General features: G+C 57.9%; 12 protein-coding genes and 1 pseudogene. 10 read left to right on the forward strand and 3 right to left on the reverse strand.

The features are described from left to right. Positions 1–53 precede the first annotated feature (53 nt). Positions 54–743 (forward strand): NnrU family protein, encoded by a 690-nt coding sequence (locus PKC81_RS06245; RefSeq protein ID WP_324334190.1) that lies wholly within the window; start codon positions 54–56, stop codon positions 741–743. Here the strand turns inward: PKC81_RS06245 and PKC81_RS06250 are convergent. Together PKC81_RS06250 and PKC81_RS06255 are read right to left on the reverse strand one after the other, a co-directional pair. Further along, the gene (locus PKC81_RS06250) at positions 738–1733 is read right to left on the reverse strand and encodes an aldo/keto reductase (RefSeq protein ID WP_324334192.1); all 996 of its coding nucleotides are present in this window, start codon (positions 1731–1733) and stop codon (positions 738–740) included. The genes PKC81_RS06245 and PKC81_RS06250 overlap by 6 nt on opposite strands. Continuing rightward, positions 1730–2965, reverse strand: a complete 1236-nt coding sequence (locus tag PKC81_RS06255; RefSeq protein WP_324334194.1) for a cation:dicarboxylase symporter family transporter — start codon at positions 2963–2965, stop codon at positions 1730–1732. Before PKC81_RS06255 ends, PKC81_RS06250 begins: the two co-directional genes overlap by 4 nt. A gap of 151 nt (positions 2966–3116) precedes the next feature. Between PKC81_RS06255 and glmM the strand changes: the two genes are divergently transcribed. The 7 genes from glmM to PKC81_RS06290 all read left to right on the forward strand — a co-directional run bounded on the left by glmM (position 3117) and on the right by PKC81_RS06290 (position 9310). Beyond that, a complete protein-coding gene (glmM, locus tag PKC81_RS06260; protein WP_324334196.1) occupies positions 3117–4457 on the forward strand; it encodes a phosphoglucosamine mutase in 1341 nt (446 codons plus the stop codon). Beyond that, positions 4457–4681 (forward strand): DUF1272 domain-containing protein, encoded by a 225-nt coding sequence (locus tag PKC81_RS06265; RefSeq protein ID WP_324334198.1) that lies wholly within the window; start codon positions 4457–4459, stop codon positions 4679–4681. Before glmM ends, PKC81_RS06265 begins: the two co-directional genes overlap by 1 nt. After that, positions 4678–5811 (forward strand): bifunctional hydroxymethylpyrimidine kinase/phosphomethylpyrimidine kinase, encoded by a 1134-nt coding sequence (thiD, locus tag PKC81_RS06270; protein ID WP_324334200.1) that lies wholly within the window; start codon positions 4678–4680, stop codon positions 5809–5811. Before PKC81_RS06265 ends, thiD begins: the two co-directional genes overlap by 4 nt. Further along, complete coding sequence (locus tag PKC81_RS06275; protein ID WP_324334217.1) at positions 5808–6362, forward strand: ribonuclease HII; 555 nt, start codon at positions 5808–5810, stop codon at positions 6360–6362. The genes thiD and PKC81_RS06275 overlap by 4 nt, the downstream gene beginning before the upstream one ends. A gap of 231 nt (positions 6363–6593) precedes the next feature. Next, positions 6594–7736, forward strand: a complete 1143-nt coding sequence (locus PKC81_RS06280; protein WP_324334202.1) for a site-specific DNA-methyltransferase — start codon at positions 6594–6596, stop codon at positions 7734–7736. After that, complete coding sequence (gene folP / locus PKC81_RS06285) at positions 7733–8827, forward strand: dihydropteroate synthase (protein ID WP_324334204.1); 1095 nt, start codon at positions 7733–7735, stop codon at positions 8825–8827. Before PKC81_RS06280 ends, folP begins: the two co-directional genes overlap by 4 nt. Before the next feature lie 66 nt (positions 8828–8893). Further along, positions 8894–9310 (forward strand): DUF2177 family protein, encoded by a 417-nt coding sequence (locus PKC81_RS06290; RefSeq protein ID WP_324334206.1) that lies wholly within the window; start codon positions 8894–8896, stop codon positions 9308–9310. On the opposite strand, the gene PKC81_RS06295 is transcribed toward PKC81_RS06290, so the two are convergent. After that, entirely contained in the window at positions 9307–10728 is a 1422-nt protein-coding gene (locus PKC81_RS06295) for a sigma-54 dependent transcriptional regulator (RefSeq protein ID WP_324334209.1), read from the reverse strand. The genes PKC81_RS06290 and PKC81_RS06295 overlap by 4 nt on opposite strands. A 167-nt stretch (positions 10729–10895) precedes the next feature. Between PKC81_RS06295 and PKC81_RS06300 the strand changes: the two genes are divergently transcribed. Together PKC81_RS06300 and PKC81_RS06305 are read left to right on the forward strand one after the other, a co-directional pair. Beyond that, positions 10896–11018, forward strand: coding sequence for an aa3-type cytochrome c oxidase subunit IV (locus PKC81_RS06300; RefSeq protein ID WP_298603591.1), 123 nt, complete (start codon positions 10896–10898; stop codon positions 11016–11018). Between the two features lies 1 nt (position 11019). Beyond that, a pseudogene (locus PKC81_RS06305) lies at positions 11020–11414 on the forward strand (NAD(P)(+) transhydrogenase (Re/Si-specific) subunit alpha); the annotation flags it as partial.

The following is an 11414-nucleotide window of genomic DNA, read 5'->3' on the forward strand; positions in this document are numbered from 1 at the left end:
GTAAAACGCCCTTCGACAGGCTCAGGGCTCCGGTTCAAGGATGGGATGGGGAAATGGATAGTCTGGCACCGCTTTTGACGGCTTGCGTTTTTTTCGTGGGCAGCCATTTCCTGATGTCGCACCCCTTGCGTCGACCCATGATTGGGCGACTTGGTGAAAAGGGCTTTCTCGGCGTTTACTCGCTGGTGTCGTTAGCGGGTTTTGGCTGGATGATCTGGGCGTTTTCGCAGGCGCCTGTGGGTGAGCTGTATTGGGCTCCGACCAATGCCATATGGATCGTCGCGAGCATACTGACCTTGCTCGCGGCAATCCTGTTCGTTGGGTCCCATCGTGGCAATCCTGCAATGCCTGATCCCGATGGCGATATGATCCGCACGCTAGCGGCCAAAGTGCCTACTGGCGTTTTCCGCGTCACCCGCCATCCGATGATGTGGGGATTTGCGCTATGGGGGCTGTCGCACATGCTGGTTGCGCCGCGCATGGACATTTTCCTGTTTAACGGTAGCCTTGTGTTCCTAGCGCTAGCCGGTTCTTACGGGCAGGATCGCAAGAAAGAAGCTTCACTCGGGGACGCTTGGGTCAAGTGGGAACGGCAGACGAGCTTCCTACCGCGCCTGTCGCAACTGGCGAAGGTTGAGCCACGCATATTGCTCATCGGCGTAATCTTCTGGCTTGCGGCCACCTGGGCGCACAATCTGTTCGGCAATTATGGGGCAGGCATTTACCGCTGGGTCGGTCTATAGCCTGACCATCCGCATGCCTGCTTCGCCATAGCGCGGTCCAGCCGTTCCACCGCGCGGTGCGGCGGCTTCGAGCTTGGCCAGATCGTCCGCATCCAATGTCACATCTGCGGCCCTGGCGCTGTCTTCCATAGTGACGCGGCGCTTGAAGCCCGGGATGGGAACGATGTCATCACCTTGTGCCAGCAGCCATGCCAGCGCTACCTGCGCGTTCGACGCGCCATGTTTGGCCGCGACTTCGCTGACGGCATCCACAACTTTCAAATTGGCTGTGAAATTGTCGCCCTGATAGCGCGGATCGTTTCGGCGCCAGTCATTTTCGGGCAGATCATCAAGGCTGCGGATCGATCCTGTCAGGAACCCGCGCCCGAGCGGCGAATATGGCACAAAGCCGATGCCGAGTTCGCGGCAGGTGGGCAGGATATCCTCTTCGATGTCACGCTCCCAAAGCGAATATTCGCTCTGCAGCGCGCTTATCGGGGCGACTGCAGCGGCCCGGCGCAATGTCGCGGGGCCAGCTTCGGACAAGCCGATATGCTTGATCTTCCCTTCTTTGACGAGGTCTGCCATCGCGCCGACGGTTTCCTCGATCGGCACATTGGGATCGACGCGGTGCTGGTAGAAAAGGTCGATGCAGTCGATGCCCAGCCTTTTGAGGCAACCTTCGACCGACTGCTTTGCATTGGCCGCAGAGCCGTCAACACCAACGATCTGCTTGCCATCAAAACGGAAACCGAATTTGGTCGCGATCACCAACCCGTCGCGCTTGCCCTTGATCGCTTCGCCGACCAGTTCCTCATTCTGGAACGGGCCATAGATCTGCGCAGTATCGAAAAAGGTGATGCCCAGATCGATCGCGCGGTGGATGGTCTTGATCGCCTCATCCGGATCGGCGGCTTCGCCATAGAGAATGTTACCGCCCTTGATCATCGGCATGCAGCCGACACCGATTGCGGAAACTTTCAGGCCATGGCCTAATTCACGATATTTCATGCTGCCTCTCCTTTTTCAAGGTCGCCCTCTGCGCGGGCGATGGTGCCGGTTACGGCGATATCCATGGTTACATTGCCAAATGTGCGCATGATATCGGGGAATGTCTCAATGGCAACCAGTACGGCCAGCGGTTCGATGGGAATGCCCATGGCGATGCAGATCGGCGCAATCGCTGCGATGAAGCTGATCGAGCCGGGAAGGCTGACTGAGCCAAGCGTGGTGATCGAGGCCACGGCAACGCCGATGACGATCTGCTCGGGTCCTAGTTCGATGCCCATCCAGTGCGCGACGTAGATGGCAACCGCCAGGTTCATCGCCGGGCTGGTTGCGCGGAAAATCGCGACTGCCATCGGCAGGACGATATCGGTGCTGCGCGCACCTACGCCGAGTTGCCTGGCTCCCTGCACCATTGCGGGAAGCGAAGCGAGTGAGCTTTGGGTCGAAATCGCTACCGACTGCGCCGGGATCGCTGCACGAGCAAAATCAAACAGGTTGAAACGTGCGCCGAACATCGCCACCGGATAGGCGGACAGCATGATGATTGTGCCGATGGCGGTGACTACCAATACATAATGCACGAGCGCGCCAAAAGCAGCTGCGCCTGCCGTCATCCCCAGCACCACGCCCAATGCAAATACGCCAATCGGAGCAAGGGCGAGCACCCAGCTGATAACCGTTACCATCGCTTCGGCCATGGCTTCGAAGAAGCCCGCCAATATCTGCTTCTTGCCAGCCTCCAGCCGCGTAATTGCGAAAGCAAAGGCGATGGTGAAGATGATGAGCGGAAGCAGCGCATCACTTGCCGCAGCCTGGAACGGATTGGTCGGGACCACCGCTTTCAGGAACTCGCTGAACGGCGGCGGCGCAGCAGCCGGTTCGACTGCGCCCATGGCTTGACGCAAGGCTTGTGCAGCATCCGGATCGAGCGGGAAAATCGCCAGCAGGGCAGGGGTGACAATCGCTGCCATGATGGTGACCAGCACGAGGATGGAGATCATGGTGATCACCGATCGTGTCGCAGTACGCCCGGCGCTCGCTGCGTTGGCTGTCTGTACAATTCCGGTAATCAACAAGGCGACGACGAGCGGGATCACTGTCATCCGAAGGCCGTTGAGCCAGATGGTGCCAACCACATCAGCGGCATCGTGGAAAAGCGGCGACCGGTCGCCAACCGCCATCCCGATCAGCAATCCGGCAATCAACGCTGCCAAAATGATCCACGCCTTTTTCATGCAAGCTCCCATTGTCGATTTTGCGCCTCTTATGCACTGCTGGACACAACTGACAAGCGGCAAGACTTTACGGCGGGAAGTGAATTTCCAGCTTGGACCTGTCCTTCTGGCTGGCTAAGGCTGGGCGTAACAAATAACGGGAGTCTGACAGTTGGGCGGCAGGAAATATTTCGGCACGGACGGTATCCGCGGACGGACCAATGCTAGCGCCATGACCGCCGAAATGGCGATGAAGGTCGGCCAGGCAGCGGGTGCGCATTTCCTGCGTGGCGATCACAAACACCGCGTCGTGATTGGCAAGGATACAAGGCTGTCGGGCTATATGGTTGAAAATGCGCTAGTGGCCGGTTTTACCAGCGTGGGCATGGATGTCGTCCAGTTCGGTCCCATCCCGACCCCTGCCGTTGCTCTGCTTACCCGTTCAATGCGCGCCGATCTGGGCGTGATGATTTCGGCAAGCCATAACCCCTATGAGGATAACGGCATCAAGCTGTTTGGACCCGACGGATTTAAGCTATCGGACGAAGACGAACATGCGATCGAGGCGCTGCTCGACCAGCCGCCCAAGCTTGCCAAGTCGATGGATATCGGCCGTGCTCGGCGCGTTGAGGATGCGCGCGGGCGTTATATCCACGCGGTAAAGGCGACCTTGCCCGAGCATATCCGCTTTGACGGTCTGCATGTCGTGCTCGATTGCGCGCATGGAGCGGCCTATCAGGTGGCGCCTGCCGCCATTTGGGAATTGGGAGCAAGGGTTACTGCGATTGGGGTCAATCCTAATGGCAAGAACATCAATGATCGCGTCGGTTCCACCCACACGGCGACGCTGCAGGAAACCGTGGTCGCTGCAGGTGCCGACATAGGTATTGCGCTGGATGGCGATGCCGACCGTCTGATTGTCGTGGATGAACAAGGCCGCGTTGTTGATGGTGATCAGATAATGGCACTGCTCGGAACCGCGATGAGCCGCAATGGTTTGTTACGTGGGAAAGGCATTGTCGCAACGGTGATGTCGAACCTCGGTCTTGAACGCTATTTGCAAAGCCAGAATCTCGAGCTCGTCCGCGCCAAGGTTGGTGACCGTTATGTGCTGGAGGAAATGCGCGCGCGTGGAATGAATGTTGGTGGGGAGCAATCAGGGCATATGATCCTGCTCGACCATGCCACTACCGGTGACGGAACCATAGCCGCGCTGCAGGTTCTCGCCGAACTGGTCGAGAGCGGGAAGAAGGCCAGTGAATTGCTGCATCTCTTCGATCCGGTTCCGCAGTTGCTCAAAAACGTACGCTATTCGGGTGGCAAGCCGCTGGAGAATGTTTCGGTCAAATCGGTGATTGCCGAGGCGGAAAAGGAGTTGGAGGGTTCGGGGCGCCTAGTCATTCGCCCATCAGGCACAGAACCGTTGATCCGTGTTATGGCCGAAGGTGACGATGCCAAACAGGTGCGTGCTGTTGTTGACCGTATCTGCGCTGCCGTAGAGGAGGCCGCCTGATGCTCGAAATGCGCCCCGATTGCGAAAAGTGCGGCGCCAATTTGCCGGCGCAATCTGGCGGTGCTTTCATATGCTCGTTCGAATGCACTTTCTGCGCCGAATGTGCCGATGCGCTCGACGAACGCTGCCCCAATTGTGGTGGTGAGCTGCTTGACAGGCCCACGCGCTCGGCAAAGCTTCTGGAAAAATATCCAGCTTCAACCGAGAGAAAGTATAAGGGATGACTACCGCACGCATCCTGATCATCGCTGGCTCCGACAGCGGCGGTGGGGCCGGCATTCAGGCCGACATCAAGACCGTCACCATGTTGGGCGGTCACGCGATGACAGCGGTGACCGCCATCACCGCACAAAATACGCTGGGCGTCGATGCGGTCCATATGATCCCAACGCAAATGGTGATCGACCAGATCGCGGCGGTACTCAGCGACATAGGCGTCGATGCAGTCAAGATCGGGATGATTGGTAGTGCGGAAACCGCGCATGCAGTTGCGGACAGCCTGTCCGAATTGTCCTGCCCGATTGTATTCGACCCCGTAATGGTTGCGAGCAGCGGGGCAATCCTTGCCGATGACGATACGATTTCGGCGTTCGAACGCTTGATGCGGCTTGCCACTTTGACGACGCCCAATCTGCCTGAGCTGGAGGCGTTGGGCGGGCGAGAGGCTTTGCTCGAACGCCATATCCCGCTCCTCATCAAGGGTGGGCATGCGGCAGGCGACCTTATTGTCGATCGCCTTGATCTGGCTGAGGGACAAGGTTTCGACTGGGCCGATCCGCGGATCGAAACGCGCAACACCCACGGGACCGGCTGCACGCTCGCCAGTGCTATTGCGACCGGATTGGGGCAGGGCTTTACGCTTGAACAGTCGATCGAACGCGCACGCCTGTTTGTTCGACTTGCTCTCCACGATGCGCCAGGACTCGGGCAGGGCCATGGGCCAATGGGCCACCAATATGTCCGTGAGGACGCTATGGTTGAAGGGCCTTCGCTCAACCAGGTGACAGTTGGTTGCACCAACTATGCGGCATCGGTCGATTTCTACAAGGCGCTGGGACTGCAGCAGATCGTAGATAGCCCGTCCAACGGCTATGCCCGGTTTGAGGTACCCAATGGCGTAACCTTCTCGATCCACGCCAGTGAAGATATCGGCACTTCCACCGTCGTCTATTTCGAAAGCAAGCGGCTTGATGCCTGGGTGAGCGAATTGCTGAGCGAGGGTTTTGCCTTCGAACAAATGCCGCTGGATGAAAGCTGGGGCTGGCGCGAGGCACGCCTGTTGGATCCATCCGGAAATATCGTATGCCTGTACAGCGCAGGCGAGAACCGGCGCTATCCCGCTTGGCGGATATGATTGTCGGTGTGGACGAGGCGGGCAGGGGGCCATTGGCCGGCCCGGTAGTCGCTGCTGCCGTTGTGCTTTGCGAAGGCGGGATAGACGGTCTTGACGATAGCAAGAAGCTGAGTGCTAAAAAGCGCGAGCAATTGGAGGCGCAGATCAAGGCGTCGTGTCGCTGGGCGATCGGCGTCGCCGATGTGGGGGAAATCGACAGTATCAACATATTGCAGGCAACGATGCTTGCGATGACACGCGCGGTTGATGCGTTAGCGATTGAGCCGGTCCAAGTGCTGGTAGACGGTAACCGCTTGCCTAAATGGCGTTACCCTGCACAGGCGGTAATTGGCGGCGATGCCATCCACCCCTGCATCTCTGCTGCCAGTATCATCGCCAAGGAGCATCGCGACCGTTTGATGCGCAGTTATGACGCGATGCACCCCGGCTATGGCTGGGCCTCCAACAAGGGTTATGGCTCTGCCGGGCATCTCTCAGCGCTGCGTCGCTTGGGGCCGACGCCTCTGCATCGCCGGAGTTTTGCCCCGGTCGCGCAGATGGAATTGCTGTAACTGAATGTAAAATCTTTGACGGTGAGTCTTTAGAGCAACACCACTAGGGGTTGAGTCTTGCTGGAATCGTAAGACTCCATATCTTGTGCCGGACTCCTTTCGTTCCGCCCATATTTGCGATTCCGCGAGGGAATCCAACGATTCGCAGCAATCGAAACTGCTTGACCTGCGAGTTCCGAAGACTCATCGCTGGCCTCTGATTTGCGCTGTTCAGGCGGGGAGCCTCGTTCAATGGGTGTTATGGAAAAAATTGCGGTCAAGCCGAAAGCCGCAGCCAAGGTCGCAAAAGTTGATAAGAAAAGCCTGCCTCTCGATAGCATCCTGAAAATGGACTGCATCGAGGCGATGCGGTCGCTTCCGGATGCCTGCGTCGACATGGTTTTTGCCGATCCGCCCTATAATCTCCAGCTCGGCGGCGATCTTCAGCGCCCCGATGGCAGCCAGGTCGATGCCGTTGACGATGATTGGGACAAGTTCGACAATTTCGCGGCCTATGACAAATTCACGCAAGAATGGCTGGCTGAGGCGCGCCGTATCCTGAAGCCCGACGGTACTTTGTGGGTTATCGGCAGCTATCACAATATTTTCCGCGTCGGCGCGACGTTGCAGGATCAGGGCTTCTGGATCCTCAACGACATCATCTGGCGCAAGTCGAACCCGATGCCGAATTTCAAAGGCACGCGCTTCACCAATGCGCATGAAACGCTGATCTGGGCGGCGAAGAGCGACAAGGCACGCTACACCTTCCATTATCGCTCCATGAAGACGCTGAACGACGAGCTGCAGATGCGTTCGGACTGGGTGATCCCGATTTGCGGCGGCAAGGAGCGTCTGAAGCTGAACGGCACCAAGGCGCATCCGACGCAAAAGCCCGAGGCGCTGCTCTATCGCATCCTTCTTGCCTGCACCAATCCAGGCGATGTCGTGCTTGATCCGTTTTTCGGCACTGGCACCACGGGTGCGGTGGCGAAGAGGCTGCAACGGCATTGGATCGGCTGTGAGCGTGACAGCACTTATTGCAAGGTCGCCGAAGAGCGCATCGAAATGGCGCTGCCGCTTGATGAAAGTTCGCTTGAAACGATGCAATCGCCCAAGTCGCAACCCCGCGTTGCCTTTGGCCAATTGGTCGAGAATGGCTATTTGCGGGCTGGCGCGCAATTGACCGACAAGAAGCGCCGCTTTGGTGCGATTGTCCGGGCCGACGGCTCGCTTGTGTGGAACAACAAATATGGCTCGATCCACAAAATCGGTGCGCTGGTGCAGAATGCGCCGAGCTGCAATGGCTGGATGTTCTGGTATTACCAGACCCGTGAGGGCGAATTGAAGGTAATTGACGAGTTGCGGCAGAATTATCTGCTCGCCAATGAGCCGTGAGGCAGATCTACCTACGCCCCTGCGCATTTATCGAGACGCCCATCGGGTTTGACGGGCAGGCCGCGCGGCTTGCCGGGACGATGGTCTATTTTTCGGCAGTTGAAGTCATCGAAACCGAGGGTGGTCAGCGGGCGTCAAAAGCACTGGTACCTCTTGCCGAATTGGTAGCGTATCTTGGCAGACTGCCGGCCGAGCTGGCCGAAAAGGCCCGGTCGCAACTTTCCAATATCACGTCGCCACGGCCTGCGCTAAAAATGGGTGTGCGCAACATCCTGCTCGATCAACCACGGGTCATGGGTATTTTGAACTGCACGCCGGACAGTTTCTCCGATGGTGGCAAGCATGGTGACGATCCGGAAACGCAAGCTCAGACTGGCGGTGCAATGGCAGCTGCTGGTGCAGCCATTATCGACATTGGTGGCGAATCTACCCGTCCCGGCGCTCCGCTGGTCTGGGAAGGCGACGAGATCAAGCGGGTGCAACCCGTGGTCGAACGCTTGGCCAAAGCGGGCCACGCCGTTTCGATTGATACCCGCAAGGCCGCGGTGATGGAGGCTGCCTTGCAATCGGGTGCGAAGATGATCAACGATATCTCGGCCTTGCTGTTCGATGATCGCACGCTTGAGGTTGCGAAAACAAGCAACTGCCCGATTGTGCTGATGCACGCGCCTAGCCAGTCGAGCGATCCGCACAAGAGTGACGGCTATCATGACGTGCTGTTCGATGTGTATGACTGGCTTGAGGAGCGCGTAGAGGCGTTGGTGGCAGCCGGGATTACGCGTGACCGTTTATTGGTCGATCCCGGCATCGGTTTCGGCAAATCGCTATCCGACAATCTGACACTGGCAAACAATCTGTCTCTGTTTCATGGCATCGGTTGTCCCGTCCTATTCGGGGCCAGTCGAAAACGCATGATAGGTGCCCTGTCAAATGAGGCCCCCGCCGACGCGCGGTTGGGCGGCTCGATTTTCCTCGCGATGAAGGCCGTCGAGCAAGGCGCTCATATCGTTCGTGTTCACGATGTGCCTGAAACAGTGCAAGCGATCCATGTCTGGCGCGGCTTGCGCGATGCAGCTTTGACCGCGGGTTAGGCGGCGGGTTTCACCCGTATCGTTTGTGAAGGCTCCGATGCTATCCTTCAAGCAGGAGATTCAACCATGATCGCAAAATATGTTGTCGCCTATATCGCGACGGGCGTCTCTTTTGCATTGATCGACAGCGTCTGGCTGCGAACCATGTATGAGCGTCTGTATAAACCCGAAATCGGCAGCTTGATGTACGAGGGTGGCTTCCGTCTTGGGCCAGCGGTGGTCTTCTATCTGCTCTACATATTGGGCATGATGATCTTCGCTGTCGGCCCCGCGTTGCACAACGGCAAGTGGCAGACCGCCTTGCTTTGGGGCGCGCTGCTCGGCTTCTTTTGCTATATGACCTATGATCTGACCAACTATGCCACGCTGAAGGTTTGGAGCACCAAGGTGACTGTGCTCGACATTATCTGGGGAACAATTTTAACCGGTTCCGCATCCCTATGCGGATGGTGGGCGACCACGCTGATCCTCGGGAAGAATTAAGCGGCGCTGCTTTCGATACCTAGATCGGCAAGCTTGCGGTACAGCGTCGATCGGCCAATGCCGAGGCGCCGGGCGACCTCGGTCATACGGCCACGATAATGGCCGATGGCGAGGCGGATGACATCGGCCTCGATTTCCTCAAGCGGCCGCATATTGCCGTCCTGTTCGAACAGCGAGACGCCGGCACCTTCTTTATGGCTGGATACAGCTTCGGTTCGTCTGCCGACTGCAGTTGCGATTTGGGGAAATTCGTCGGGCGTCAACGCATCGCGATCGCAGAGCACTGCGGCACGGAAAAGCGCACTCTGCAGTTGGCGAACATTCCCCGGCCAGTCATAGTTGCGGAGAAGCTCAAGGGCTTCTTCGGTAATCCCCAAGCTGCGCAGGCCAGGCTGGTTTGACATGCGTCCCAGAAAGTGGCGGGCAAGAGCGGGAATATCGCCGATACGGTCACGTAGCGGTGGTATGTGGAGTTGAACCACATTGATACGGTAATACAGGTCTTCGCGGAGTGCGCCGCTCGCCACTTTGGCCATCAAGTCATGGTTGCAGGCGGTAATTACGCGCACATCGATGCGATAGCCGTGCGGAGAACCCAATGGCTGTATTTCGCCCTCGGTTAGCAAGCGCACCAACCGGACCTGCGTTTCCGATGGCAGCTGGTCGATCTCGTCGAGAAATACAGTCCCGGTATCGGCTTGCTGCAATATGCCGACGCGGCGATCAAAAGCGCCGGCAAATGCATCCTTTTCATGACCGAAAAGAACGGAATCGAGCAGATTGGGTGCAAGAGCACCGCAATTCACTTTCAGGAACGGCAAGCGTGCGCGCGGTGACGCGGCATGAATGGCATCGGCAACGACTTCCTTGCCGACTCCGCCTTCGCCTTCGATCAAAATCGGGGCCTTGCTACGCGCCGCCTTCGCCGCAATGGCCAGCGCCGTGCGGAAGGCAGGTGCTGAACCGATGATCTCGTCAAATTCAAGCTGGTGCCCGATTTTTTCCGTCAATGGCTGGAGTTCGCCAAAATCCTTGGCATGATCGGCGGCCAGACTGAGCGCCGCGATGAGACGCTCTGCCGCGACTGGCTTGATGATATAGTCCGAAGCGCCTGCACGCATCGCCTCGATCGCGCTGTCAGTCGATCCGATGGCGGTCATCAGCAACACAGGCAAAGCGGGACGGCGCGATTTGAGTTCGGCGATCAGTGTAGCGGCATCCGATCCCGGAACCCATTGATCGAGAAGGATAGCGTCGAGCATCATGCCATCCTGGGTACCCAGCATGGCAATGGCAGTTTCGGCATCGCGGGCGAAAATCGTCCGCCAACCTGCACGACTGGCAATAGCCGACACCAACCTGCACTGGGCAGGCTCGTCGTCGACAAGCATCAGCAATCGTGTCTCTTTTTCCGCCATCGAAATCCCATCGGGCACTTGGTGAAGCAATGCGGTAACAAGAAGAGGTAAAGAGGCGATTAAGCATCCAGTAAAATTTCTGTGGTCGAGGCGCTTGAGCAATACCGCCCATCTGGCTATTAGCCCCGCATAGCCTATGTTTGGGGCAGGTTTTTAGGGAGGCTGAAATGGCTGGAAATCAGGACATGCGCGCAGCAAGTGAAACCTATTCGGGGTTTCTTTCGCTGTTGAAATGGGGAACCATTGCGTCGGTTGCGGTCACCGTTCTCGTCGTGCTGATTATCGCATAACGTGACCAAAATCGCAGTTCTCAAGGAAGTCGCATCCGGCGAAACCCGGGTTGCGGCCTCGCCGGAGACGGTGAAGAAATTCATCGGACTGGGTGCAAGTGTTGCCGTCGAAAAAGGCGCAGGCCTTGCGGCTTCGATTTCCGACGCAGACTATGAAGCCGTCGGTGCGACTATCGGCACGGCCAGCGCGGTTATCAAGGATGCAGACATTGTCCTTGGCGTGCAGGGACCCGATCCCAAGGCGCTGAAAGGTGCGGCCAAAGGCGCATGGATTGTCGCCGGGCTTGATCCTTTTGGTCAGCGCAAGCGCGTGGATGAATATGCTGCAGCTGGGGTTGAGGCGCTGGCGATGGAATTCATGCCGCGCATCACCCGCGCGCAATCGATGGACATCCT

The organism is Sphingorhabdus sp. (assembly GCF_035329025.1).
In the GTDB taxonomy this organism is placed as follows: Bacteria; Pseudomonadota; Alphaproteobacteria; order Sphingomonadales; family Sphingomonadaceae; genus Sphingorhabdus_B.